We start from the raw sequence: 25,358 nt of genomic DNA, 5'->3' as shown, positions 1-25,358 counted from the left end.
TCAGCGGTGGGCCACCGGAGCGACCGTCACCTCGACGCGCTGGAACTCCTTGAGGTCCGAGTAGCCGGTCGTGGCCATGGCCCGACGCAGCGCGCCGAAGAAGTTCATCGAGCCGTCCGGGGCGTGCGACGGGCCGAGGAGGATCTCCTCGGTGGTGCCGGCGGCGCCGAGGTTCATCCGCTTGCCGCGCGGCAGCTCCTCGTGCACCGCCTCCATGCCCCAGTGGAAACCGCGGCCGGGCGCGTCGGTGGCACGGGCCAGCGGGGAGCCCATCATGACCGCGTCGGCACCGCAGGCGATCGCCTTGGGCAGGTCGCCGCTGGCGCCGAAACCGCCGTCCGCGATGACGTGCACGTAGCGGCCACCGGACTCGTCCATGTAGTCGCGGCGGGCGGCGGCCACGTCGGCCACCGCGGTGGCCATCGGCACCTGGATGCCCAGCACGTTGCGCGTGGTGTGCGCGGCGCCGCCGCCGAAGCCGACGAGGACACCCGCCGCGCCGGTGCGCATCAGGTGGAGGGCCGCCGTGTAGGTGGCGCAGCCGCCCACGATGACGGGCACGTCCAGCTCGTAGATGAACTGCTTGAGGTTGAGCGGCTCGTGCGAACCCGAGACGTGCTCGGCGGAGACGGTCGTCCCGCGGATCACGAACAGGTCCACGCCCGCGTCCACCACGGCCTTGGAGAACTGCGCGGTGCGCTGCGGGGAGAGCGCGGCGGCGGTGACCACGCCCGCGTCGCGCACCTCCTTGATGCGCTGGCCGATCAGTTCCTCACGGATGGGGGCGGCGTAGATCTCCTGGAGGCGCTTGGTCGCGCTCAGGTCGTCCAGCTCGGCGATCTCGGCGAGCAGCGGCTCGGGGTCGTCGTAGCGGGTCCACAGGCCCTCGAGGTTGAGCACCCCGAGGCCGCCGAGGCTGCCGATGCGGATCGCGGACTCCGGGGAGACCACGGAGTCCATCGGCGCGGCCAGGAACGGCAGCTCGAAGCGGTAGGCGTCGATCTGCCAGGCGATCGAGACCTCCTTGGGGTCCCGGGTGCGCCGGCTCGGGACGACGGCGATGTCGTCGAATGCGTACGCCCTGCGGCCCCGCTTGCCTCGCCCGATCTCGATCTCAGTCACTGTTCGCTATGCCTTTCCTCGTGGCCTGCACGCCCAGTATCCCAGGCCGGGCCACGCCGTCACCCAGTCGCGTCGGCGCTGTGCGGCGTGACGCTGTACGGCGTGAGCTGTACAGCGCCGACGCGGGACCGACGCTCAGCGCGTGTGGTAGTTCGGCGCCTCGGTGGTCATCTGGATGTCGTGCGGGTGGCTCTCCTTCAGGCCCGCGGAGGTGATCCGCACGAAGCGGCCCTTCTCCTTCAGCTCCGGCACGGTCTCCGAGCCGACGTAGCCCATCGAGGAACGCAGGCCGCCGATGAGCTGGTGGGCGACGGCGGAGAGCGGACCGCGGTAGGGCACCTGGCCCTCGATGCCCTCGGGGACGAGCTTGTCCTCGGACAGCACGTTGTCCTGGAAGTAGCGGTCCTTGGAGTAAGACTTGGCCTGGCCGCGGCCCTGCATGGCGCCCAGCGACCCCATGCCGCGGTACGACTTGAACTGCTTGCCGTTGATGAACAGCAGCTCGCCCGGGGACTCCTCGCAGCCCGCGAGCAGGCTGCCGAGCATCACGGTGTCGGCGCCGGCCGCGATGGCCTTGGCGATGTCGCCGGAGTACTGCAGGCCGCCGTCGCCGATGAGCGGGACGCCCGCCGGACCGGCCGCGAGCGACGCCTCGTAGATGGCGGTGACCTGCGGAGCGCCGACACCGGCGACCACGCGGGTGGTGCAGATCGAGCCGGGGCCCACGCCGACCTTGACGCCGTCCGCGCCCGCGTCGATGAGCGCCTGGGCGCCGTCCCGCGTGGCGACGTTGCCCGCGACGACCTCGATCTTCAGGTTGGCCTTCACCTTGGCGACCATGTCGAGGATGCCGCGGCTGTGGCCGTGCGCGCTGTCGATGACGAGGAAGTCGGCGCCGGCTTCCACCAGTGCCTGGGCACGCAGGAACGCTTCGTCGCCGACACCGACCGCCGCGCCCACCAGCAGGCGGCCCTCGGAGTCCTTGGCGGCGTTCGGGTACTTCTCCGCCTTCACGAAGTCCTTGACGGTGATCAGGCCCTTGAGGCGGCCCTCGTCGTCGACCAGCGGCAGCTTCTCGATCTTGTGGCGGCGCAGCAGCTCGATCGCGTCGTCGCCGGAGATGCCGACCTTGCCGGTGACCAGCGGCATCGGGGTCATGACCTCGCGGACCTGGCGGCTGCGGTCCAGCTCGAAGGCCATGTCGCGGTTGGTCACGATGCCCAGCAGCTTGCCCGCCGGGTCGGTCACCGGGACGCCGCTGATGCGGAACTTGGCGCACAGCGCGTCGGCCTCGGCGAGGGTGGCGTCCGGGTGCACGGTGATCGGGTCGGTGACCATGCCGGACTCGGAGCGCTTGACCAGGTCGACCTGGTTGACCTGGTCCTCCACCGACAGGTTGCGGTGCAGCACGCCGACACCGCCCTGGCGGGCCATCGCGATGGCCATCCGGGCCTCGGTGACCTTGTCCATGGCGGCGGAGAGCAGCGGGATGTTGACCTTGATGTTGCGGGTCACCCGGGACGAGGTGTCCACCTGGTTCGGCACGACCTCGGACGCGCCCGGCAGCAGCAGCACGTCGTCGTAGGTGAGCCCGAGGAACCCGAATTTCTCGGCGGCCTTCTCGGCCACTCCGTCGGCGTTTGCGGTCATGACACCTTCCCCAATGCTCTTGCCCGGCGTGGCATCCCATGCTACTGGGCCACTCGGACCACCTTCGGCCGTTCCGGTGGCGGACGGCGCGGGCAGGCAGGCTTCCGCCCTTGCGCGGGCCGGGGTGACGCGCGTAGCGCACGGGTGCGGCGCCACTCGCGTCTTATGCGTCACGTTCCGGGCAAACGTCGCCGCGCGGACACGTACGGGTGACCGGGGTGCGGTGGTGGGCACGCGGGGCACGCGGGGCGCGCGGCAAGGGCAGGCGCCCGGGTCGACGAGAGCAGCCCTGCGCCACGCGCCCCGGGCTCAGCCGTGGATCCCCGACGAGCTGCGCCGTGATCCGCCGAGCTACGCCGTGAGCCCCCGGGCGCCGTCCTCGCGCATCGCGCCGTCCGCCCGCATCGCCTCCGCCTGCTCGGCCAGCGCCCGCAGCCTGCTCAGCGCGCGATGCTGGGCGACCCGCACCGCACCCGGCGACATCCCGAGCATCCGGCCGGTCTCCTCCGCCGTCAGGCCCACCGCGACCCGCAGCAGCACCAGTTCGCGCTGGGTCGCGGGCAGGTTGGCGAGCAGGGCCTTGGCCCATTCGGCGTCACTGCTGAGCAGCGCACGTTCCTCGGGGCCGAGGGAGTCGTCGGGCTTCTCCGGCAGGTCCTCGGACGGGACGGCCGTCGAGCCGGGGCCGCGCATCGCCGCTCGTTGCAGATCGGCGACCTTGTGCGCGGCGATGGCGAAGACGAACGCCTCGAACGGGCGGCCCTGGTCGCGATAGCGCGGCAGGGCGCAGAGCACGGCGAGGCAGACCTCCTGAGCGAGGTCGTCCACGAAATGGCGGGCGTCGCCCGGCAACCGGGACAGCCTGGTCCGGCAGTACCGCAGGGCGAGCGGATGGACGTGCGCGAGCAGGTCATGGGTGGCCTGCTCGTCGCCCTCGGCAGCGCGGCGGACCAGGGCGCCGATGGCCTGAGTCTCGTTGTCGCGCATCGGTCCATGGTGCCTGGTCGCCTCGGCGTCCGTCGCACCGCGTCCGGAGTTGTGCACCGAAGCGTTATGGGGAGCGCTGGAGGAAGCGGCGTGAGGCGGAGCGCCCGCCGCCGTCATCTCTTCCCCCCGCGACTCCTCCGGTCCGGTTGCCGCAGCGGCGTCCACCGCCGCGGCCGACCCCACCGCCACACCTCCAGACGGAGGTACTGCACGCCGCAGTTCTCGTCGGTCCCCGAGGAAGTCCATACCTCAAGCATGCGTCCTCGGACGGGCATCCGGAACTTCACCCGCGATTCCGCTCCGCCGAACACCCCCGCGCACCCCGTCCGGCGACCGCTCCGCGCAGCCGCCGCCCGCCCTTTCCGCTCGCGTCGCCCCTGGTGAGCGTCGCGCCGGGGCGCACGGCACCGTTGGCACGCGGAGTCGCCCCCGGGCGGGTGCGGCCGGGGCGGGGCGGCGGACCGCCCCCGTCCACAACAGCGCATGACGCGCTCCTCAGCGCACCAGGCCCCAGCGGAAGCCGAGTGCCACCGCGTGCGCCCGGTCGGAAGCCCCCAGCTTCTTGAAGAGCCGGCGCGCGTGGGTCTTGACCGTGTCCTCGGAGAGGAACAGCTCACGGCCGATCTCCGCGTTGGACCGGCCGTGGCTCATGCCCTCCAGCACCTGGATCTCCCGCGCGGTCAGCGTCGGCGCGGCGCCCATCTCGGCGGAGCGCAGACGCCGGGGCGCGAGCCGCCACGTCGGGTCGGCGAGCGCCTGGGTGACCGTGGCCCGCAGTTCGGCGCGGGACGCGTCCTTGTGCAGATAGCCGCGGGCGCCGGCGGCGACCGCGAGCGCGACCCCGTCCAGGTCCTCCGCGACGGTCAGCATGATGATGCGCGCGCCCGGGTCGGCGGACAGCAGGCGCCGTACGGTTTCCACACCCCCGAGTCCGGGCATCCGGACGTCCATCAGGATGAGGTCGGACCGGTCGGCGCCCCAGCGGCGGAGGACTTCCTCGCCGTTGGCCGCCGTCGTCACGCGCTCGACGCCGGGCACGGTCGCGACCGCACGGCGAAGCGCCTCTCGGGCAAGCGGGGAGTCGTCGCAGACGAGGACGGATGTCATGACCGCCCTCCGCAGCTGATCCGCTTCACGTTGAGCCTCCAGGCTGGTACGAATCGTCACCGGTGGGGCCGACGGCGCCGGGCCGGTGCCCGTTTGCCTCGCCGTTCAACCACCTCCGCACTCTCAACGACGCTCACTCGAAAGAGTTACGGAGTCTGGCAGCCGTCCTCGACACTCTACGTGATCAAGCGGACACGAATCAGCTATCCGGCTCGACCAAGCGGTGCAATCCCCTCTCATGCCGGAGCGCACGGGGGCACGCGAACCCCTCGCCGCCACCGCCGGGACGGCCTCCGGACCCCCTGCCGCCCCGCTCCGGCCACCTCCCTCACGAACGCCCCCACTGACGGGCGCGCCCACTCGCGGGACATTCGCCACTCGAACGGGGCATCGCGCGGCGCGGGAGTGACGCCGGCGCGGTGGGCGCGCCCCGGGAGCGACCCGGGCTCGCCGCCCGTGCGCCGACCGGTCCGGCGCCCGCCGCGCGGCCAGGTGAGAGGCGGGACGGAAGGGGTACCCGGGGCGTCGCGACGTCCTGTTCGGTACGACTTCAGAGCACTCCGGACGGGTTGATGAACGAACCCGACGCAAGGATGTCGGATTTTGAACTGTTTGGAGGCTTTTTTTCCTAAGTAGGGGTGTTGAGGCTAGATTGGCAATGAGTCATATTTACATCCTGTTACACACTGAATGTGCACAGCCGCGGGAGGATGTGCCGCGGCAGACCTCAGGAAGACCGTTCGAGGGGATGAGCAATGGCAGATTTCTCCCGTCTCCCTGGCCCCAACGCCGACCTCTGGGACTGGCAGCTGGTGGCCGCGTGCCGGGGCGTCGACAGCTCTCTGTTCTTCCACCCCGAGGGCGAACGAGGCGCCGCGCGCAGTTCACGCGAGGCCGCCGCCAAGGAGGTGTGCATGCGCTGCCCGGTACGTGCGGCGTGCGCGGCACACGCACTGGCAGTCAGAGAGCCCTACGGCGTCTGGGGTGGTCTCACCGAGGACGAGCGCGAGGAGATGATGGGCCGCTCGCGGAACCGGCTGATCAGCAGCACGAGCAACTGACGAATCGTTTCTTCTTTTGAACTGTCGGGGGAAGACAGGGCCTCCGTGTCCGGGGTCGGTCGTATGGCGTAACGCGGCTTCGGAGGTTGCGGTCCCGCGGGGGCGTTTGGAGGACGCGATCCCGAGGGGACCTTTGGGAGGGCGCTGCAGCATGCGGGGGCGATACGACATGCGGGGCCGCCGCGGGCCGCCCCCAGCACCCCCAGCACCCCCGGCGCCCTCAGCGCATCGCCGCGTAGGCCAGTCGGTCGAGCATCGCGCTCACCGCGGGCACGTTGGCGAGGTCGGGCAGAGTGAGGGCCACGACCTCCCGGCGCACCGCCGGCCGGACGTCCACGACCGCCACGCCCTTGGCGCGTACCGCGCGAAGGGCCAGCTCGGGCAGCATCGCGACGCCCAGGCCCGCGCCGACCAGGCCCGCCACTGCCGGGTAGTCGTCGGTGGCGAAGTCGATGCGCGGGGTGAACCCCGCGGCCTCGCAGATGTCGACGAGGTGGCCCCGGCAGCGCGGGCACCCCGCGATCCACTGTTCGTCCGCCAGCTCGGCCATGTCGACGGGCCGCCCACCGCCGGGGTCACCGGGTTCGCCGGGACCGGAGGTCGCGTCGAGGCGGTGGCCCGACGGGACGAGGCCCACCAGCCGGTCGGTGAGCAGGTGGCGCACCACCAGGTCGCCCCAGTCCTCGCCGTCCCGCATGTCGGGGTACCGGAAGGCCAGGGCGATCTCACAATCACCCGAACGGAGCATCCCGACGGACTGCGGCGGTTCGGCCTCCTCCAGGGAGATCTGCGTTCCCGGGTTCTCGGCGCGCATCCCGGCGACGGCGGGCGGAACGATGGTCGAGATCCCGGAGGGGAACGAGACCAGCCGCACCCGCCCGGCCCGCAGCCCGGCGATGGCGGCGACCTCCTCCTCCGCGGCGGTCAGCCCGGCGAGGATCCCGGCGGCGTGCCGGGTGAGGGCCTCGCCCGCCTCGGTGAGCCGCATCTCGCGTCCGGCCCTGATCAGCAGCGGAGTCCCGGCGGACGACTCCAGCGCCTTCATCTGCTGGCTCACGGCCGGCTGGGTGCAGCCCAGCTCGCGCGCCGCGGCGGAGAAGGAGCCGGTCCTGGACACGGCACGTAGTACCCGGAGGTGGCGTGCTTCGATCATTCCTCAACCATAAGCAATCCTTAGGGGTGAATGCCACTTATTCTCAATGGACTTTGAGTTCGAGGGGGTCCAAGCTGAGGTCATGGACAGCTTGAGGAGCACCGAGTTCGCAGCGGAGACGACCTATCTCAACACCGCGTCCTGCGGCCTGGGCCCGGCCCGGTCGACCGCCGCGGTGCGCGAGGCCCTGGACGGCTGGTCCCGTGGGGACCTGTCCTCCTTTGACCCCGCGGTGACCGCGTCGCGCGAGGCGTTCGCGCGGATAGCGGGGGTGCCGGCCGAGCGGGTCGCGATCGGCTCGGCGGTCAGCGCGCACGTCGGCCTGATCGCCTCCGGTCTGCCAGAGGGGGCCGAAGTCCTCGTCGTGGAGGCCGACTTCAGCTCGCTGGTGAACCCCTTCGCCGTCCGCAAGGACCTCAAGCTGCGGGCCGTACCGCTGGAGCGGGTGGCCGAGGAGATACGGCCCGGGACCGCGCTGGTCGCGGTGAGCTCCGTGCAGTCCGCGGACGGGCGGGTGGCGGACCTGGCCGCTGTCCGGGCGGCCGCCTCGGCGCACGGGACACGCACGCTCGTGGACGCCACGCAGTCGCTGGGCTGGCTTCCGCTGGACGCGGGCGAGTTCGACTACGTGGTGTGCGGGGCGTTCAAGTGGCTGATGTGCCCGCGGGGGGCGAGCTTCCTGGTCGTCGGCGAGTCGGCCGCCGCCGAGCTGACGCCGGTCTTCGCGGGCTGGTCGGCCGGCGAGGCCCCCGAGATGTCCTCCTACGGCCCGATCGCCGAACTCGCCTCGTCGGCACGGCGGTTCGACCTGTCCCCCGCCTACCTCAGCTACGTCGGTGCCGCGCCGTCGCTGGCACTGGTCGAGGAGATCGGCGTCGAGGCCATCGGCGCGCACGACCTGGCGCTGGCGGAGCGGTTCCGGGCCGGCCTGGCGGAGCTGGGCCACGAGCCGATATCCACCGGGGGCTCCCCGATCGTGGCGACAGCGGGACTCGGGCACTTGGCGCCGGCACTCTCCCGGGAGGGCATCCAGCTGGCGGCGCGGGCGGGCAACCTGCGCGCGGCGTTCCATCTGTACAACTCAGCCGCCGACGTCGACCACCTCCTGGAGGCGATGGCTTCGGTCCTGGGGAGCTGAGGGCTGCGCCCCGAACGGCCCCGCCACGCCCAGCCTCGCCCCGGACGCCCCGCCACGCCCAGCCTCGCCCCGGACGCCCTACGCCACTCCGGGCCCCGGGCGCCCCACGCCACCCCAGGCCCCGGGCCCCGGACGTCCCGCCACGCCCACGCCACCCCGACCCCGGACGCCCACGCCACCCCGGGAGAAAAGAAAGCGCAGCGCGTCCCGCCCCGCCGTACCGTCGGAGCATGAAGCTGCTTTCGGTGAACGTCGGGGTGCCGCGTGCGAACCCGTGGAAGAAGCTCGCCCTCACCGGGATCGACAAGCGGCCGGTCGACGGTCCCGTCGCGGTCCACGCCCCGGGGCCCAAGGGCACCGGCGAAGTGGGCCTGGCCGGTGACCGCGCCTACGACGTCAAGCATCACGGCGGGACGGACCAAGCCGTCTACGCGTACGGAAGGGAGGATCTCGACGACTGGGAGAAGGAGTTGGGCCGCACGCTGGCCAACGGTACGTTCGGCGAGAACCTCACCACCGAGGGCTTCGACGTCAACGCCGCGCTCATCGGCGAGCGGTGGCGCGTCGGCGACGACGTCGTGCTGGAGGTGACCGGGCCGCGCATCCCCTGCGTGACGTTCCAGGGGTGGCTGGGCGAGCCGAAGTGGATGAAGCGGTTCACCCGGGCGGCGCGACCGGGCGCGTACCTGCGGGTGGTCGAGCCGGGCGAGATCCGCGCGGGCGACGCGATCGAGGTTGTCCGGCGGCCGGAGCACGGAGGCGAAAGCGTCACCGCCGCCTTCCGCCGCGAGATGGGCGGTGAGTAGCCGATGACGTCCGCCGAGCGGCCGGAGCGGTGCGGGCAGCCGTGGCTGGTGTCGGTCAACCTGGCGGTTCCGCACGTCGTGGACTACACGGACGCGGCCTTCACCGGGATCGACAAGCGGCCGGTCGGCGGCCCGGTGGCGGTCGCGGCGCCGAGCGAGCGCGGCGCGGACCCGGTCGGGCGCAGTGGGCTGGCGGGCGACGGCATCGGTGACGGGCGGTTCCACGGCGGCGACGACCAGGCGGTGTACGCGTACGGAAGGGAGGATCTCGACGACTGGGAGAAGGAGCTGGGCCGCACGCTGGCCAACGGCACGTTCGGCGAGAACCTCACCACCGAGAGCCTGGACGTCAGCGGGGCGCTCATCGGCGAGCGGTGGCGGGTGGGCCGGGACGTCGTGCTGGAGGTGACGTCGGCGCGCATCCCGTGCCGGACGTTCGCCGCGTGGCTCGGGGAGAAGGGCTGGGTCAGGCGGTTCACCCAGGCCGCGGTGCCGGGCGCGTACCTGCGGGTGATCGAGCCGGGCGAGGTCCGGGTGGGCGACGCGATCGAGGTCGTCCGGCGGCCGGGGCACGGGGTGAGCGTCGCGATGCAGTTCCGGGCGATGACGACTGAGGCGGGGTTGCTGCCCAGGGTGCTGGAGGCGGGGGACGCGCTCAACGCCCGCCACGCGCAGGTGATCCGGCAGCGGCTCGCGATGGCGTGAGCACGGGACCACGACGCCTCCGGGAGGAATGGCGCCGGGCGCGCGGGCTAGCCTTCCCCGCATGACGACCTCACTGATCACAGGTGCGACGGCGGGGCTCGGGGCCGCCTTCGTGCGGCGGCTGGCGGGCGACGGGCACGACCTGGTGCTGGTGGCGCGGAACGGCGAACGGCTGGAGGAGGCCGCGGCCGAGGTGCGCGGGCGGTACGGGGTGGCGGTCGAGGTGCTGGCCGCCGACCTGTCGACGCCGGACGGGATCGCGGCGGTCGAGACGCGGCTGAAGGACCCGGAGCGGCCGGTCGACGTGCTGGTCAACAACGCCGGGTTCGGCAACCGGGCACCGTTCCTCCAGGCACCGGTGGAGGACGAGCTCACCATGCTCACGGTGCACTGCGAGGCGGTGCTGCGGCTGACGTACGCGGCGACCGGGGCGATGCGGGAGCGCGGGCGGGGGTTCGTGGTCAACGTGGCGTCGGTGGCGGCGTTCTTCCCGCGCGGTACGTACGCGGCGAGCAAGGCGTGGGTGGTGCGGTTCACCGAGGGCGCGGCGCGTGAACTGGCGGGCAGCGGTGTGCGGTTGATGGCGCTGTGCCCGGGGTTCGTGCACACGGAGTTCCACCAGCGGGCGGGGATGGACACCAGCGGTCTGCCGTCCTGGGCGTGGCTGGACGCGGACAAGGTGGTCGCCGCGGCGATCAGGGACCTCGCGCGCGGCCGGGCGGTCTGCGTGCCCGACGTCCGTTACAAGACCGCGGTGACGCTGGGACGGCTGGCGCCCACGGGAGCGTTCGGCCGCCTCACGACCGGACTCGGTCGCCGCTTCGGGCCCCGCTGACCGCTCCCTTCGTGCGCCAGCCCCCGCTGACCACGGCACCGTGACGCCCGGCCCCGGCACGCCCCGGCACCACGCGCGAGGCGGCACCACGAACGGCACGCCAACGCATGAGGCCCGGCGCCCCCGAGGGGGTGCCGGGCCTCAGTGCTGAGGCGGACCGCTCGGCGTCAGTGCGAGTGGCCGTGGCCGTGACCGGCCGGGGCGGGCTCCTCCTCGGCCGGCTTCTCGACGACCAGGGTCTCGGTCGTGAGCAGCAGCGAGGCGATGGAGGCCGCGTTCTCCAGGGCGGAGCGGGTGACCTTCACCGGGTCGATGACGCCGGCCTTGACCAGGTCGCCGTACTCGCCGGTGGCGGCGTTGAAGCCGTGGCCCTTCTCCAGGTCGGCGACCTTGGAGGTGATGACGTAGCCCTCGAGGCCCGCGTTCTCGGCGATCCAGCGCAGCGGCTCGACGACGGCGCGGCGGACGACGGCGACACCGGTGGCCTCGTCGCCCTCCTTGCCGAGGGAGTCCTCCAGCACCTTGGCGGCGTGCACCAGGGCGGAGCCACCACCGGAGACGATGCCCTCCTCGACCGCGGCGCGGGTCGCGGAGATGGCGTCCTCCAGACGGTGCTTCTTCTCCTTCAGCTCGACCTCGGTGGCCGCGCCGACCTTGATGACGCAGACGCCGCCGGCGAGCTTCGCCAGGCGCTCCTGGAGCTTCTCGCGGTCCCAGTCCGAGTCGGTGGCGGTGATCTCGGCCTTGATCTGGGCGACGCGGCCCTCCAGCTCGGACTTGTCACCGGCACCGTCGACGAGGGTGGTGTCGTCCTTGGTGACGGTCACGCGGCGGGCGGAGCCGAGCACGTCCAGGCCGACCTGGTCGAGCTTGAGGCCGACCTCCTCGGCGACGACGGTGGCACCGGTGAGGGTGGCCATGTCGCCGAGCATCGCCTTGCGGCGGTCGCCGAAGCCGGGGGCCTTGACCGCGACCGCGTTGAAGGTGCCGCGGATCTTGTTGACGACCAGGGTGGACAGGGCCTCGCCCTCGACGTCCTCGGCGATGATCAGCAGCGGCTTGCTGGAACCGGCCTGGATGACCTTCTCCAGCAGCGGCAGCAGGTCCTGGATCGAGGCGATCTTGCCCTGGTGGATGAGGATGTACGGGTCCTCGAGGACCGCTTCCATCCGCTCCTGGTCGGTGACGAAGTACGGGGAGAGGTAGCCCTTGTCGAAGGCCATGCCCTCGGTGAAGTCCAGCTCCAGGCCGAAGGTGTTGGACTCCTCGACGGTGATGACGCCGTCCTTGCCGACCTTGTCCATCGCCTCGGCGATCAGCTCGCCGACCTGCTTGTCCTGGGCGGACAGCGCGGCGACGGCGGCGATGTCCTCCTTGGAGTCGATCGGGCGGGCGGTGGCGATCAGGTCGTCGGAGACGGCCTTGACGGCGGCGTCGATACCGCGCTTGAGGGCGGCCGGGGAGGCGCCGGCGGCGACGTTGCGCAGACCCTCGCGGACCAGCGCCTGGGCCAGCACGGTGGCGGTGGTGGTGCCGTCACCCGCGATGTCGTTGGTCTTGGTCGCCACCTCCTTCACCAGCTGGGCGCCCAGGTTCTCGTACGGGTCCTCGACCTCGACCTCGCGGGCGATGGTGACACCGTCGTTGGTGATGGTCGGAGCACCGAACTTCTTGTCGATGACGACGTTGCGGCCCTTGGGGCCGATCGTCACCTTCACCGTGTCGGCAAGCTTGTTGACGCCGCGCTCAAGGGCGCGACGGGCGTCCTCGTCGAACTTCAGGATCTTGGCCATGCCTCGTACTACCTCGTCATTTCCTCGTCAAAGACCGCGCCCCGGGTCCCCGGTCCGTAGGACGCGGAAAACCCGGGGCGGGATCACGGCTGCTTGGTATGAAGCCGGGTTACGGAGCCGTACCCCGCGCGGACGCGGAGGCGGGTGCCGTAATTACTTCTCGACGATCGCGAGGACGTCGCGAGCCGAGAGGACGAGGTACTCCTCGCCGTTGTACTTCACCTCGGTGCCGCCGTACTTGCTGTACAGCACGACATCGCCGACCTTGACGTCGAGTTCGATGCGCTTGCCGTCCTCGAAGCGGCCCGGACCGACGGCGAGGATGACGCCCTCCTGGGGCTTCTCCTTCGCGGTGTCCGGAATGACCAGGCCCGAGGCCGTGGTCTGCTCGGCCTCGAGCGGCTGGACCACAACGCGGTCCTCGAGCGGCTTGATGGCAACCTTGGTGCTGGCGGTCGTCACGATCCGACCTCCCCCTTCGGAGAGCTCACGGGAGTGTCTGTCTTGGGGTGGCGACCTGGTAGGCCCGTCGTCGCGGGTGCCGGACCTGCCTCGTCGCTGCTTGGCACTCCTTGATGGAGAGTGCCAGAGCCGAGACTAGGACGGACTTAGCACTCGGTCAAGCGGAGTGCCAACGCCACGCCCACGACGGTGTCCTGGGACGACCGCTCCCCCGCCCACGACGGCGTCCTGGTACGAGCGCTCCCCCGCCCGCGGCGGCGTCCTGGTACGAGCGTTCCCCCGCCCGCGGCGGCTCCCCCCGGCGGCGGCACCCCCGCCCCACGGCGGCGTCCTCGACGGCTTCGCCATGGCCGACATCCGCCATGGCCGACAATGGCCGGGTGGATCTCGACGCCTTCGCCTTCCTCCTGACCGACGACGGGCAGGCCCTGCTGTCCTCCTTGCGCGATTACGCGCCCGGGGACGAGCTGGCGACGGCGACCCGCCTGCGCCGCGACCACCCCGCCCCCGTGGTGTCCGCGGCGATCGCGCAGGCGGGGCTGCGGCGGCGGGCGGAGGCGAAGTTCGGCGCCGACGCGGCCCGGATGTACTTCACGCCTGACGGCGTCGAGCAGGCGACGCGTTCGAGCGTGGCCGCGCACCGCGCCGCACGCTTCCGCGCCCTGGGCGTCGGGCGCGTCGCCGACCTGTGCGGCGGCATCGGCGGGGACGCGATCGCGCTGGCGCGGGCCGGGATCGAGGTGATCGCGGTCGACCGTTCGCCGCAGGCCTGCGCGGTGGCCGAGGCGAACGCCCGCGCCCTCGGGCTCGACGGCCTGATCCGCGTGACGCAGGACGACGTGACCGCGTTCGACCCCGCGGACCCGGTGTACGCCGGGTGCGACGCGGTCTTCGTGGATCCCGCCCGGCGGGCCGGACGCGGGCGGATCTTCGACCCGGAGGCGTACTCGCCGCCGCTGTCCTGGGCGGTCGGGGCCGCCCGCCGCGTCCCGTACGCCGCGATCAAGGTCGCGCCGGGCATCCCGCACGAGGCGGTCCCCGAAGACGCGGCGGCGGAGTGGGTCTCGGACCGCGGGGACGTGAAGGAGGCGGTGCTGTGGTTCGGCACCCGCCCCGGGGAGCGCCGCGCCACCCTGCTGCCCGCGTCCGCGGAACTGGCCGGCGGCACGCTGCCCGATCCCCCGGTCGGCCCGGTCGGGCGCTACCTCTACGAGCCCGACGGGGCCGTGATCCGCGCCCACTTGGTGGCGGAGGTGGCCGAACGGCTCGACGGCGCGCGGCTGATCGACGAGACGATCGCGTACGTCACCTCGGACACCCTGCGTCCCACCCCGTACGCGACGGCCTACGAGATCACGGACGTGCTGCCGTTCAACCTCAAGAAGCTGAAGGCGGTGCTGAGGGAACGCCAGGTCGGCACGCTCACCGTGAAGAAGCGCGGCTCGGCGGTCGAACCGGAGGAACTGCGCAGGCGGATCAGGCCGCAGGGCCCCAACTCCGCGACGGTGGTGCTCACCCGCGTCGCCGGAGCGCCCACGATGCTCATCGGCGCCCCCGCGCGAGCCGCCTGAACACCTCCCGCGCCGGCCGCCCGAACACCTCCCGCGCGCGCCGCCCGAACGCGCCCGTTCGCCCCCGCCGGGCCCTGCGAAACGTCGCCGTCGCCCACGCCTCAGGGCTACGGAACCCCCTCCCCATCTCGCGCGATCACCCCCTGTGAGCGCCGACATGCCGAGCGCAGGCATCCGTCGTAGGCTCGTCTTCCTCGGGGACGACCCGACCTCCGATGGGAGGCACGTCATGTTCACCCGATTCAGCTGGGCCCGAGTCATCGCCGCCTCCGGCGTGGCGATCGGCACCATCGCCGCGGCCGTCCCGGCACACGCCGACGACGCCGCCACCGATCCGGACGTCGTCATCAACTGCGTCGCCTGGAACGACCACGGGGACAACATCGGCGACAACGTGTTCTACGTCAACGCCAAGACCCCGGCCAGCTCCGAGGTCATGCCGATCGACGGCACGCAGATCACCTGCACCAACCTGCCGTCCAACGCCTATCCGGTGCGCATCACGCCGGGACCCGAGACCTCGCTGGGTGAGCTGGGCGACGGCTTCGAGCTGACGCCGGGCCAGACGCAGAACACCTTCCCCACCCCGGCCCACCCGCACGACGACGTCGTGCTGACCGTGACGCGGATGCCGGCGGACGCCAACTGAGCGCACGCCGCAACGGGCGGACCGCGCCGGGCTCCGCAGGCCCTAGCCGAGGACCTCGACCGACTCGAAGCGCCAGCGGTGCACCGGCCGCCGGACCAACTCCCCCGGCGGATCGGCGAGTTCGGGAACGGGTTCGGCGGCGGGCGCGGGCCACCAGGTGACGACCAGCACCCGGTCCCCGGGCGCGCGGAACGTCTCGCGACGCAGCGGCTCCCCAGGGAGCCGCTGCTCGCGTACCCAGGCCAGCAGTTCGGCGCCCCGGCCCTCCTCGGCCCGCGCCTCCCACATCAACGCGACGGCACCGCCGCCACCGTCGGCCGCACCGCCGCCACCGTCGGCCGCACCGCCGTCACCGGCCACCGCCGCCATCAGTGCGTGTGCCCGTGGCCCGCCGTGTGCAGGGCGGTGTGCGCGTCCAACGCGCCGCCCGCGCCCGGCACATGGGGCTCGGTCACCGGCAGCGAGGAGTCCGCGGGCAGTTCCCAGTCCGACGCGGCCCGCCCGCGCGCCACCATCTCGGCGCCCAGCGCGGCCACCATCGCGCCGTTGTCGGTGCACAACTTCGGCCGCGGGACGCGCAGTCGGATGCCCGCGTCGGCGCAGCGCTCCGCGGCCATCGAACGCAGCCGGGAGTTGGCCGCGACACCGCCGCCGATCATCAGGTGGTCGACGCCGTTGTCCTTGCAGGCGCGGATCGCCTTGCGGGTCAGCACGTCGGTGACGGCTTCCTGGAACGAGGCCGCCACGTCCGCGACCGGCACCTCCTTGCCCTCCCGGCGCCGTTCCTCGACCCAGCGCGCCACGGCGGTCTTCAGGCCCGAGAAGGAGAAGTCGTAGACCGGGTCGCGCGGTCCGGTCAGCCCGCGCGGGAAGCGGATCGCGGCCGGGTCGCCCTCGCGCGCGTAGCGGTCGACGACCGGGCCGCCGGGGAAGCCGAGCCCCAGCACCCGCGCGACCTTGTCGAACGCCTCGCCCGCCGCGTCGTCGATGGTCGAGCCGAGCGGCCGCACGTCGCTGGTGATGTCGGGCGCCAGCAGCAGCGAGGAGTGCCCGCCGGAGACCAGCAGCGCCATCGTCGGCTCCGGCAGCGCGCCGTGTTCCAGCTGGTCGACGCAGATGTGCGAGGCGAGGTGGTTGACGCCGTACAGCGGCTTGCCCAGCGCGTACGCGTACGCCTTGGCGGCGGCGACGCCGACCAGCAGCGCGCCCGCCAGGCCCGGGCCCGCGGTCACGGCGATGCCGTCCAGGTCGGAGGCGGCCACCCCGGCCTCCTTCAGGGCGCGCTGGATGGTCGGGACCATCGCCTCCAGGTGCGCGCGGCTGGCGACCTCGGGCACCACGCCGCCGAACCGCGCGTGTTCGTCCACGCTGGAGGCGACCGCGTCGGCCAGCAGCGTGTGGCCGCGCACGATGCCCACTCCGGTCTCGTCGCAGGAGGTCTCGATGCCGAGGACGAGCGGTTCGTCAGTCATGGTCGTTTCCTTGCAGAGGTCCTTGCGGGGAGCCGTCGGTCGTTACGGAGGTCACGGACGTCACGGAGGTCACGGACGTCACGGGGGCCGTGGCGGGGTCGTCGGCGGTGTTCAGGCGCATCACCAGCGCGTCGACGTTGCCCGGCTGGTAGTAGCCGCGGCGGAAGCCGATCGGCGCGAAGCCGAAGCGCTCGTAGAGCCGCTGGGCGCGGGTGTTGTCGACCCGCACCTCCAGCAGCACTTCGTGGCACTCGAACGCGGTGGCCTTGCGCAGCAGTTCCGACAGCAGCCGGGCGCCGAGGCCGGTGCCCTGGTGGCCGCCGGTGACGCCGATGGTCTGCACGTCGCCGGTGCCGGAGACCGCCGCCAGGCCGCCGTAACCGACGAGGCGGCCGGTGCCGTCCTCGGCGACGACGTAGTGCCGGGTCGCCGCCGGGTGGCGGGCACCGGCCAGTTCCGACCAGAACATCCCGCGCGACCAGGCGTCCTCGGGGAACAGTTCCTCTTCCAGCGCCATCACCGCTTCGATGTCCCACCAGCGCATCTCGCGCAGCGCCACGGCGTCGGGGTCCACCGCGGCGGGCCGCGTGCGGGCAGTCCCGGTCACTTCGGCAGGACCGCCTTGTACCCGGCGGGCACCTGGGCGTCGGGGCGGCGCAGGTAGAGCGGCAGCGCGGGCAGGAACTCCCCGCCGGTGGCGAGCCGTTGGGCGGCCAGCGAGGCCAGCGCCCCGGCGGACTGGTCGGCGGGCGGGCGCACGTCGGTGAAGACCTCGGGGTAGAGCGCGGCGCCCGCGCCGACCGCGGGCAGGCCCGCGACGCGCTCGGCGATGTCGGCGGGGCGGTCCACGGCCGGGTCGGTGACGCGGCGGCCGGGACCCTCGTAGCGCGCCCAGTAGACCTCCTTGCGGCGCGCGTCGGTGGCGACGACGAACGGTCCCTCGCCCACCGTGCCGCTCGCTCCCGCCGCGTGCGCCAGGCCGTCCAGCGTGCACAGGCCGTGCACCGGCACGCCGAGGGCGTCGCCGAACGCGGCCGCGGTGACCAGGCCGACCCGCAGGCCGGTGTACGGGCCGGGGCCCACGCCGACCACGACGCCGGTGACGTCGGACAGCGACGCGCCGGCCTCCGCGAGGACCTTGTCCACCGAGGGCAGCAGCAGTTCGCCGTGCCTGCGGGCGTCCACCACGGTGGACTCGGCGACCACGGCCGTCCCGTCGTGGACGGCGGCGGTGATGGCGGGGGTGGCGGTGTCAAACGCGAGCAACAGCACCCTGACAGCCTAAGGCTCCGCGCGGCGCGCGCCGACGGGCGGAGTGGCCCGGGAGCGCGGGGTGGCCGACGGGCGGAGTGGTCCGGGGGCAGTGGCGGGCCCGGCGGTCGTGCAGGCCCTGCCGGGCGGGCGGGGTCGCGTAGGCTCGGCGCATGCCGATCCGCTCCGGAACCATCGTCACCGCGCTCACCACGGCCGCACTGGCGGCGATCGGCGTGCTGGCCTGGCAGGCCTCCGCCGCTCCGGACCACACCGGCGGCACGCACGCGGGCGCGGCGCCGACACCGAGCGCGAGCGTCCCCGGCAAGCGGCAGGGCGGCTCGCCGTCGGCGTCCGCCCGGGCGGACGCGCTGCCCACCGAGTCGGGACAGGGCAAGCGCGTGGTGTACGCCCTCGGGCGCAAGCGGGTCTGGCTGGTGGACGTCAGCGGCACGGCGGACCGCACGTTCACCGTGGTGCCCGGCTCGGTCTCGCCGACGCCCGGCACGTACACCGTGACCTCGCGCACCTCCACGCCGATCATCGGCTCGGACGGGGTGCCGGTGGAGCACGTCGTGCGCTTCACGCGGGTCGACGGGACGACGATCGGCTTCAGCGAGGCGGTCAACGGTTCGCTGCCGACGCCGCAGACCGGCAAGAAGGCGGGCGGCGTGCGGGAGCTTCCGGCGGACGGCGACGCGATGTGGCAGTTCGCGCTCAACGGCACGAAGGTGATCGTGGTCCCGTAGCGGGACCGCATCGCTCGCTCACCCGAACGGACTACGGCGCTAGGCGGCGTCGCGTTGATCCGCCCGGTCCGCGCCCTCCCCCTCGTCTCGCGACTCCGGACGTCCCGCACCGCCGCGGCCGTCCCCGCCACCAGCGCCGTCGTCCGCGCGCGGATCCCCCGGCGGCGTGCAGACCGCCTGGGCCGCCGCGTTCGCCGCGAGCAGCGCGCTCATCGAGATGCCGGGCGCCGACGGGACGCCACTGCCGGCCGACATACGCGCCTCCTGGGCCTGAGGTCGGTTAGGTAACCCTAACCACTGTTCGACTCCAGCACACCATGGAGCGCGCCGCCACGCAACATCTTACCGACAGCCTGTCGGAATGTTCGTCGGAACGTACGGCGCCCGACACGGAACGCGCACAGGAGACGCGACACGGAACGCGCACGTGAAAAGGCGGGCCGCCGCGTGCGACGCGACGACCCGCCTGCCCGGCCCGGGCCCGGCTCAACCGGCCCGTGTCCGGCCCATCCCCTACTCCGCCAGCGCCGCCAGCTCCCGCGCCGTCCAGCGCGGCCCGACGCCGGTGAACGTGACCTCGCGCGCGTCGTCGGTCTCGTCGGCCTCGGCAACGCCCTCGTCGTCAACACCGGTGCCCTCCCGCGCGCCGGTGCCGGTGCCCGTGCGGCGGTGGATGGTGACGTGCAGGCGCTCCTCCGACAGCTCCTCGACCTTGCCCTCGCCCCACTCGACGACCACCACGGACTCGGCCAGCGAGACGTCGAGGTCGAGGTCCTCCATCTCCTCCAGGCCGCCGCCCAGCCGGTAGGCGTCCACGTGGACCAGCGCGGGCCCGCCGGTCAGCGAGGGGTGCACCCGGGCGATGACGAAGGTCGGCGAGGTCACCGCGCCGCGCACGCCGAGGCCCTCGCCCAGCCCCCGGGTCAGCGTGGTCTTGCCCGCGCCGAGTTCGCCGCTGAGCAGCACCAGGTCACCGGGGCGCAGCAGCCCGGCCAGCCGCCCGCCCAGCTCCCGCATGGCGTCGGCGGTGGGGACCGTCAGCCGCTTCGTGACGTCCAAGTCCTGCGTTGTACCCATGCCTGTGGATGCTACGCGGCCCGCGGACCCACCTTCCGCGCCCCGGGACCGGTCGCCCCGTCCTACGCCCCCGCCGCCTGGGCCTGCGGGTCGTCCGGGTCGGCCAGCGCGCGGACCGCCTCCGGCAGCGGCGCCCGGACCCGTTCCGCGGCGCGGGCCAGCAGCGCGGCCATCCTGGCGTTGACGATCTGCGGGTACTCCAGCATGACGAGATGACCGGCGTCGGGTACGACGACGAGTTCGGCGCCGGGCAGCCGTTCCGCGATGGCCACGCTGTGCTCGCTGGGCGTCAGCAGGTCCTTGTCCCCGGCCATCACCAGCGCCGGGAGGCCGTCCAGCGCGACCAGCGAGTCGGCCTTCTCGTGCTGGGTGAACGCGGGGTAGAACTCGGCGACCACGTCGATCGGGGTCGCCTCGATCATCCGCTCGGCGAGCCGGGCGACCGCCGGGTCGACCTCGGAGGCGAACGAGTAGCGCTTGACGATGCCCGCGAACAGGTCGGCGGTCGCCCTGCGGCCCTTCTCCACCAGCGCGGCCTGCGCGCCCATCGCCCGCAGCACGCCCGGCGCCAGCGCCCGGAACGCCTTGGCACCCACCGCGGGCAGCCCCAGCGTCACCGCCGCCAGCTTGCCCGCCGAGGTCCCGGCGAAGAACACGCCCGCGACCCGCTCGGCCAGCAGCCCCGGGTACTGCTCGGCGAAGGCCATCACCGTCATGCCGCCCATCGAGTGCCCGACGAGCACCAGCGGCCCCTCGGGCGCCGCCGCGTCGATGACCGCCTTCAGGTCGCGGCCCAGCTGGTCGATGCTGGCGGGTTCGCCGTCGAGCTGGTCGCGCCCGCGGCCCGAGCGGCCGTGGCTGCGCTGGTCCCAGTAGACGGCCCGCACCCCGCCGCGCAGCGCGGCGCGCTGGAAGTGCCAGGAGTCCTGGCTGAGGCAGTAGCCGTGGCAGAAGACGACGGTCAGCGGCCCGGTGCCGCGCTTGAACCACCCGCCGCGCCGCCGCTCGCCGACCGCGCCCACGGGGGCGTCGGCCTCCTCGACCTCGTAGTACAGCTCGGTGCCGTCCTCGGCGTGGGCCGTGCCGGGGGTGCCGCGGAGCGTGCCGTAGGGCCCCGCCGCGTCGAGCGCGAGGCGTGCCCTCCGCCGCATGCCACGTCCCACGGTCATCCGTTCTATCGCGACACCCGCCGCCGCGCCCGCCGCGACGACACCGATCGCGGCACCCAGGACACCGGCGGTCCGCCCGACCGTCCTGCCGCTCTCGCTCATCGCCTGCCCTGCTCGGGGTGCGGGTAAGCCGTCCCGGCCACCGGTTCGTCCGACCGGCCCTCCGGCCCGCCGCCGCCTCCGGGGCCGCCCGCGCCCTCGGGGTCGTCGCGGTACAGCCGCGGGACGCGGGCGCCGATGCGGGTGACGATCTCGTACGCGATGGTGCCCGCCGCCCGCGCCCAGTCCTCCGCGGTCGGCTCCCCGTGCTCGCCGGTGCCGAACAGCACCGCCCGCTCGCCGACCCGGGCGCTGTCGCCGCCGAGGTCCACCACGAACTGGTCCATCGCGACCCGTCCGGCCACCGTCCGCAGCTTGCCCGCGACCAGCACCGGACCGGCCCCGGAGGCGTGCCGGGGGATGCCGTCGGCGTACCCCAGCGGGACCAGCGCGAGGGTGGTCTCGCCGGGCGTGACGTAACTGTGGCCGTAGCTGACGCCGTGGCCGCCGGGGACCCGCTTGACGTGCGCCAGGTGCGCGGCGAGCGTCATGACCGGCCGCAGCCCGAAGTCGGCCGGGCCGCCGACCTGCGGGACCGGCGAGATGCCGTACATCGCGACGCCGGTGCGCACCAGGTCGAAGTACGCCTCGGGAAGGGTGAGAGTGGCGGGCGAGTTGGCCATGTGGCGCACCTCGGGGCGCAGGCCCGCCGCCTCGGCGGTCGCCAACGCCTCGTGGAACGCGGTCAGTTGGGCCGCGACGGACGGGTGGCCCGGTTCGTCGGCGCAGGCGAAGTGCGACCACAGGCCGGTGACCCGGATCAGGCCCTCGGTCTCGGCGGCCCGCGCGGCGGCGGTCAGTTCGGGCCAGTCGGCGGGCTGGCAGCCGTTGCGGCCCAGGCCCGTGTCGGACTTGAGCTGGACGCGTGCCGGGCGGCCCGCGGCCCGGGCGGCGTCGGTCACCTCGCGCAGCGCCCACATGCCGCTGACCGACACGTCCACGTCGGCCTCGATCGCCTCGCGCCACGGGCCGCCGGGCGTCCACAGCCAGCACAGCACCGGTCCGCCGACGCCTGCGGCACGCAGCGCGAGCGCCTCCTCGGGCGTCGCGGTGCCCAGCCAGTCGGCGCCCGCCTGCCGGGCCGCGCGGGCGCAGGGCAGCAGACCGTGGCCGTAGGCGTCCGCCTTGACGACGGCCATCAGCGCGGCTCCGGCGGCACGCTCGCGCAGCGCGCGGACGTTGCCGCGCAGGGCGGCGAGGTCGATCTCGGCCCAGGCGCGCGACGGCGTGGCGGACCGCGCGGCGGTGGTGTCTGCTGTCGTTGCGTCCATCCCGCACAGTCTCTCAGGCCCGGCCGGGCGATCGGCTGTGGCGTGGGTTACGCCCGGCGCGCGAGGGCACGGCCGCGGGAGGCGGGGGTGTTCAGCGCGGCTTGTGCCCCCAGACGTACACCCGGTCGCCCTTGCGCAGCACACCCCACAGCCTGCGGGCGTCCGCCACGCGCAGGTTGACGCAGCCGTAGGAGCCGGTCGGCGCGTACAGGCTGCCGTAGATGCCGTGGAACGCCTCGCCGCCGTCGAAGAACTGGCTGTACGGCATGGGCGTGCCGTAGATCGTCGAGACGTGGTACTCGTGCCGCCAGTAGACGCGGTACAGCCCGTCGCGGGTGCGCATCCCCGTCTTGCCGGTGCGGACCCGGACCGGGCCGAACAAGATGCGGCGGCCCTGCTGCACCCACATCAGCTGCCGGTTCTGGTCGACGCAGGCGATGCGGTAGCGGCCCACCGGGCAGTGGTGGCCGGCGTCCGGGTTGGCCGGGGCCTTGGAGGCCAGTTCGGCGGCGAGCCCGGCGTCGAGCATCGAGCCCCAGGTGACCGGTCCGGCGAAGCCGATCGCCGGCCGGATGGCGTGGGCGCGCTGGTAGCGCCGGATGGCGGAGCAGCCGTCAGGGGTCTGCCGGGCGTGCCCGGTGCCCGCGAACAGGTGGAGGAAGCGTTCGACCTCGGTCTGGTACGGGCCGGTGTGCGCGGAGCAGTACGGGCGGCGCGCCGGGCGCGGGGCGGGCGACGGCTCGGCGGCGGCGCGCACCGCGGCGGCGTCGTCGGCGGGGACCCACTCGATGAGCGCGGCGTCGCGGGCCTGCGCGGGCGCGGGGACGGCGCGCCCGCGGGCGGGGGCGGGGTCACCGGGGGCCAGGCCCTGATCGGGAGTGTCGCGGGCGGCGGCGGGCAGCGGCTCGCCGGGCACCAGGCGGTCGAGCGGTACGACGTCGTCGGCGACGACCTCGTCGGGGCGGTGCTTGGGCGAGCCGATCGCGGCGCGGTCGGCTCCGCCGGGGGCACCGGGGCCGGCCGCCGAGCCCGCCGACGCGGTCCCGCCGGTGAGCAGCACCGGCAGCAGCGTCGCCGCCGCGAGCAGTCCGGCCCGCCCTCTCGCTCTCGTGACACCAGCCATGGCCAAGACCTCCTGGAACCGGCAAGGGTGTGCGCGGCAGGCGGCCGCGCAACGTCGGGACGGACCAGCCATGCCCGCACCGGACCCGCGTCCCGTGGCCCCCGGTCCAGCGGCCACTCCCTTGCCCGATCGCAAATCCCCCTAAAGGCCCACCAAGGCCCACCAATCCCACGTACCGTCAGCAAGGCCGTGAGCCACCGGCGTCGAACACGCGACGCAGCCGTACCCAGCAGGTGCGCCTAAGCTGACCCCCATGTGCGGAATCGTTGGATACGTGGGCGGCCAGAACGCCCTCGACGTCGTCATCGCCGGGCTGAAGCGGCTGGAGTACCGCGGCTACGACTCGGCCGGGGTGGCCGTCCTGGCCGATGGTGGACTGGCCTCGGCCAAGAAGGCCGGCAAGCTCGCCAACCTGGAGAAGGAGCTGGCCGAGCGCCCGCTGCCGTCCGGCACCACCGGCATCGGCCACACCCGCTGGGCCACCCACGGCGGCCCCACCGACGCCAACGCCCACCCGCACCTCGACAACGCGGGCCGGGTCGCCGTCGTGCACAACGGCATCATCGAGAACTTCGCGGCCCTGCGCGCCGAACTCGCCGAACGCGGCCACGCGTTGACCTCCGAGACCGACACCGAGGTCGTCGCCCACCTGCTGGCGGAGACGTACTCCTCGGCCGGCGACCTGGCCGAGGCGATGCGCCAGGTCTGCCGCCGCCTGGAGGGCGCCTTCACCCTCGTCGCGGTCAGCGCCGACGCGCCCGACGTGGTGGTCGCCGCGCGCCGCAACTCCCCGCTGGTGGTGGGCGTCGGCGACGGCGAGGCCTTCCTCGCCTCCGACGTCGCCGCGTTCATCGCGTACACCCGCGAGGCCATCGAGCTGGGCCAGGACCAGGTGGTGGAGCTGCGCCGCGAAGGCGTCACCGTCACCGACTTCCACGGCGCGCCCGGCACGTTCCGCGAATACCACGTGGACTGGGACGCCTCGGCCGCCGAGAAGGGCGGCTACGACTACTTCATGCTCAAGGAGATCGCCGAGCAGCCCAAGGCGGTCGCCGACACCCTGCTGGGCCGCATCGACGGCTCCGGCCGCCTGACGCTGGACGAGGTACGCATCGAGCAGTCGGCGCTGCGCGAGATCGACAAGATCGTCATCGTGGCGTGCGGCACGGCGTTCCACGCGGGCATGATCGCCAAGTACGCGATCGAGCACTGGACGCGGGTGCCCTGCGAGGTGGAGCTCGCCAGCGAGTTCCGCTACCGCGACCCGATCCTCGACCAGCGCTCGCTGGTGGTCGCCATCAGCCAGTCCGGCGAGACGATGGACACCCTGATGGCGCTGCGCCACGCCCGTGAGCAGGGCTCGAAGGTGCTGGCCATCTGCAACACCAACGGCTCGACCATCCCGCGCGAGTCCGACGCGGTGCTCTACACCCACGCGGGCCCCGAGGTCGCGGTGGCGTCCACCAAGGCGTTCCTGACCCAGCTGGTCGCCTGCTACCTGGTGGCGCTCTACCTCGGCCAGGTACGCGGCACCAAGTGGGGCGACGAGATCTACACCGTCATCCGCGAACTGTCCGACATCTCCAAGCAGGTCGACCAGGTCCTGGAGACGATGGAGCCGGTCCGCGAGCTGGCCCGGTCCCTCAAGGACAAGGACACGGTGCTCTTCCTCGGCCGCCACGTGGGCTACCCGGTGGCCCTGGAGGGCGCGCTGAAGCTCAAGGAACTGGCGTACATGCACGCCGAGGGCTTCGCGGCCGGCGAGCTGAAGCACGGCCCGATCGCCCTGATCGAGGAAGACCTGCCGGTCGTCGTGGTGGTGCCGTCGCCGCGCGGGCGCTCGGTGCTGCACGACAAGATCGTCTCCAACATCCAGGAGATCCGGGCCCGCGGCGCCCGCACGATCGTGATCGCCGAGGAGGGCGACGAGGCGGTCGTCCCGTACGCCGACCACCTCATCCGCATCCCCGCCACCCCGACGCTGCTCCAGCCGCTGGTGGCGACCGTTCCGCTCCAGGTCTTCGCCTGCGAGCTGGCGACCGCGCGCGGCAACGAGGTCGACCAGCCGCGCAACCTGGCGAAGTCCGTCACGGTGGAGTGAGCGCGGC

The 25,358-nt window shown here is 73.3% G+C and carries 25 protein-coding genes; 9 read left to right on the top strand and 16 right to left on the bottom strand.

Features of this window, described 5'->3' with window-relative positions:
* From K7472_RS03240 to K7472_RS03225, 4 genes are all read right to left on the bottom strand, one after another.
* Window positions 1–1,122, bottom strand: coding sequence for a GuaB3 family IMP dehydrogenase-related protein (locus K7472_RS03240; protein WP_222973689.1), 1,122 nt, complete (start codon window positions 1,120–1,122; stop codon window positions 1–3).
* A 135-nt stretch (window positions 1,123–1,257) separates the two neighbouring features.
* The gene (gene guaB / locus K7472_RS03235) at window positions 1,258–2,772 is read right to left on the bottom strand and encodes an IMP dehydrogenase (protein WP_222973686.1); all 1,515 of its coding nucleotides are present in this window, start codon (window positions 2,770–2,772) and stop codon (window positions 1,258–1,260) included.
* Window positions 2,773–3,123: 351 nt separating this feature from the next.
* The gene (locus K7472_RS03230) at window positions 3,124–3,759 is read right to left on the bottom strand and encodes a sigma-70 family RNA polymerase sigma factor (protein ID WP_222973685.1); all 636 of its coding nucleotides are present in this window, start codon (window positions 3,757–3,759) and stop codon (window positions 3,124–3,126) included.
* A 495-nt stretch (window positions 3,760–4,254) separates the two neighbouring features.
* Entirely contained in the window at window positions 4,255–4,866 is a 612-nt protein-coding gene (locus K7472_RS03225; protein ID WP_003948568.1) for a response regulator transcription factor, read from the bottom strand.
* A 755-nt stretch (window positions 4,867–5,621) separates the two neighbouring features.
* Between K7472_RS03225 and K7472_RS03220 the strand changes: the two genes are divergently transcribed.
* Window positions 5,622–5,927 (top strand): WhiB family transcriptional regulator, encoded by a 306-nt coding sequence (locus K7472_RS03220; RefSeq protein WP_109451398.1) that lies wholly within the window; start codon window positions 5,622–5,624, stop codon window positions 5,925–5,927.
* 220 nt (window positions 5,928–6,147) lie between these two features.
* On the opposite strand, the gene K7472_RS03215 is transcribed toward K7472_RS03220, so the two are convergent.
* Complete coding sequence (locus K7472_RS03215) at window positions 6,148–7,080, bottom strand: LysR family transcriptional regulator (protein ID WP_222973684.1); 933 nt, start codon at window positions 7,078–7,080, stop codon at window positions 6,148–6,150.
* A gap of 82 nt (window positions 7,081–7,162) precedes the next feature.
* On the opposite strand from K7472_RS03215, the gene K7472_RS03210 reads away from it, so the two are divergent.
* From K7472_RS03210 to K7472_RS03195, 4 genes are all read left to right on the top strand, one after another.
* Window positions 7,163–8,218: an aminotransferase class V-fold PLP-dependent enzyme gene (locus K7472_RS03210; RefSeq protein ID WP_222973683.1), complete on the top strand. Its 1,056-nt coding sequence runs from the start codon at window positions 7,163–7,165 to the stop codon at window positions 8,216–8,218.
* Between the two features lie 230 nt (window positions 8,219–8,448).
* Window positions 8,449–9,024 (top strand): MOSC domain-containing protein, encoded by a 576-nt coding sequence (locus K7472_RS03205; RefSeq protein WP_222973681.1) that lies wholly within the window; start codon window positions 8,449–8,451, stop codon window positions 9,022–9,024.
* A 3-nt stretch (window positions 9,025–9,027) separates the two neighbouring features.
* On the top strand, window positions 9,028–9,729 hold the full coding sequence (locus K7472_RS03200) for an MOSC domain-containing protein (protein WP_222973678.1): 702 nt from the start codon (window positions 9,028–9,030) through the stop codon (window positions 9,727–9,729).
* Between the two features lie 61 nt (window positions 9,730–9,790).
* Window positions 9,791–10,564, top strand: a complete 774-nt coding sequence (locus K7472_RS03195; protein ID WP_222973676.1) for an SDR family NAD(P)-dependent oxidoreductase — start codon at window positions 9,791–9,793, stop codon at window positions 10,562–10,564.
* A gap of 167 nt (window positions 10,565–10,731) precedes the next feature.
* Here K7472_RS03195 and groL read toward each other — a convergent pair whose 3' ends face one another.
* Complete coding sequence (groL, locus tag K7472_RS03190; RefSeq protein WP_222973674.1) at window positions 10,732–12,357, bottom strand: chaperonin GroEL; 1,626 nt, start codon at window positions 12,355–12,357, stop codon at window positions 10,732–10,734.
* Window positions 12,358–12,510: 153 nt separating this feature from the next.
* Window positions 12,511–12,819 (bottom strand): co-chaperone GroES, encoded by a 309-nt coding sequence (gene groES / locus K7472_RS03185; protein ID WP_109451385.1) that lies wholly within the window; start codon window positions 12,817–12,819, stop codon window positions 12,511–12,513.
* Window positions 12,820–13,181: 362 nt separating this feature from the next.
* On the opposite strand from groES, the gene K7472_RS03180 reads away from it, so the two are divergent.
* Entirely contained in the window at window positions 13,182–14,390 is a 1,209-nt protein-coding gene (locus tag K7472_RS03180) for a class I SAM-dependent methyltransferase (RefSeq protein ID WP_222973672.1), read from the top strand.
* A 229-nt stretch (window positions 14,391–14,619) separates the two neighbouring features.
* Entirely contained in the window at window positions 14,620–15,039 is a 420-nt protein-coding gene (locus K7472_RS03175) for a hypothetical protein (RefSeq protein ID WP_222973671.1), read from the top strand.
* A 42-nt stretch (window positions 15,040–15,081) separates the two neighbouring features.
* Here K7472_RS03175 and K7472_RS03170 read toward each other — a convergent pair whose 3' ends face one another.
* The 4 genes from K7472_RS03170 to tsaB all read right to left on the bottom strand — a co-directional run bounded on the left by K7472_RS03170 (window position 15,082) and on the right by tsaB (window position 17,783).
* Window positions 15,082–15,327: a hypothetical protein gene (locus K7472_RS03170; RefSeq protein WP_222974309.1), complete on the bottom strand. Its 246-nt coding sequence runs from the start codon at window positions 15,325–15,327 to the stop codon at window positions 15,082–15,084.
* 80 nt (window positions 15,328–15,407) lie between these two features.
* Window positions 15,408–16,511: a tRNA (adenosine(37)-N6)-threonylcarbamoyltransferase complex transferase subunit TsaD gene (tsaD, locus tag K7472_RS03165; RefSeq protein WP_252395024.1), complete on the bottom strand. Its 1,104-nt coding sequence runs from the start codon at window positions 16,509–16,511 to the stop codon at window positions 15,408–15,410.
* Complete coding sequence (gene rimI, locus K7472_RS03160; RefSeq protein WP_222974306.1) at window positions 16,504–17,055, bottom strand: ribosomal protein S18-alanine N-acetyltransferase; 552 nt, start codon at window positions 17,053–17,055, stop codon at window positions 16,504–16,506. Before rimI ends, tsaD begins: the two co-directional genes overlap by 8 nt.
* A 59-nt stretch (window positions 17,056–17,114) precedes the next feature.
* On the bottom strand, window positions 17,115–17,783 hold the full coding sequence (tsaB, locus tag K7472_RS03155) for a tRNA (adenosine(37)-N6)-threonylcarbamoyltransferase complex dimerization subunit type 1 TsaB (protein WP_222973669.1): 669 nt from the start codon (window positions 17,781–17,783) through the stop codon (window positions 17,115–17,117).
* A gap of 152 nt (window positions 17,784–17,935) precedes the next feature.
* On the opposite strand from tsaB, the gene K7472_RS03150 reads away from it, so the two are divergent.
* The gene (locus K7472_RS03150; protein ID WP_222973668.1) at window positions 17,936–18,511 is read left to right on the top strand and encodes a hypothetical protein; all 576 of its coding nucleotides are present in this window, start codon (window positions 17,936–17,938) and stop codon (window positions 18,509–18,511) included.
* Window positions 18,512–18,550: 39 nt separating this feature from the next.
* On the opposite strand, the gene K7472_RS03145 is transcribed toward K7472_RS03150, so the two are convergent.
* The 5 genes from K7472_RS03145 to K7472_RS03125 all read right to left on the bottom strand — a co-directional run bounded on the left by K7472_RS03145 (window position 18,551) and on the right by K7472_RS03125 (window position 23,250).
* The gene (locus K7472_RS03145) at window positions 18,551–18,766 is read right to left on the bottom strand and encodes a hypothetical protein (protein WP_222973667.1); all 216 of its coding nucleotides are present in this window, start codon (window positions 18,764–18,766) and stop codon (window positions 18,551–18,553) included.
* A 258-nt stretch (window positions 18,767–19,024) separates the two neighbouring features.
* Window positions 19,025–19,588, bottom strand: coding sequence for a tRNA (adenosine(37)-N6)-threonylcarbamoyltransferase complex ATPase subunit type 1 TsaE (tsaE, locus tag K7472_RS03140; protein ID WP_222973666.1), 564 nt, complete (start codon window positions 19,586–19,588; stop codon window positions 19,025–19,027).
* 62 nt (window positions 19,589–19,650) lie between these two features.
* Entirely contained in the window at window positions 19,651–20,859 is a 1,209-nt protein-coding gene (locus K7472_RS03135) for an alpha/beta fold hydrolase (RefSeq protein ID WP_222973665.1), read from the bottom strand.
* Window positions 20,856–22,127: an alanine racemase gene (gene alr, locus K7472_RS03130; RefSeq protein ID WP_222973664.1), complete on the bottom strand. Its 1,272-nt coding sequence runs from the start codon at window positions 22,125–22,127 to the stop codon at window positions 20,856–20,858. Before alr ends, K7472_RS03135 begins: the two co-directional genes overlap by 4 nt.
* A 91-nt stretch (window positions 22,128–22,218) precedes the next feature.
* Window positions 22,219–23,250: a L,D-transpeptidase gene (locus tag K7472_RS03125; RefSeq protein WP_222973663.1), complete on the bottom strand. Its 1,032-nt coding sequence runs from the start codon at window positions 23,248–23,250 to the stop codon at window positions 22,219–22,221.
* Between the two features lie 253 nt (window positions 23,251–23,503).
* On the opposite strand from K7472_RS03125, the gene glmS reads away from it, so the two are divergent.
* Window positions 23,504–25,351, top strand: a complete 1,848-nt coding sequence (gene glmS / locus K7472_RS03120) for a glutamine--fructose-6-phosphate transaminase (isomerizing) (RefSeq protein ID WP_222973662.1) — start codon at window positions 23,504–23,506, stop codon at window positions 25,349–25,351.
* The last annotated feature ends 7 nt before the right edge of the window (window positions 25,352–25,358 follow it).

Source organism: Streptantibioticus parmotrematis (genome assembly GCF_019890615.1).
In the GTDB taxonomy this organism is placed as follows: domain Bacteria; phylum Actinomycetota; class Actinomycetes; order Streptomycetales; family Streptomycetaceae; genus Streptantibioticus_D; species Streptantibioticus_D parmotrematis.
The sequence above is the reverse complement of the archived record's forward strand: the minus strand, read 5'-3'. Positions and strand labels throughout refer to the sequence as shown.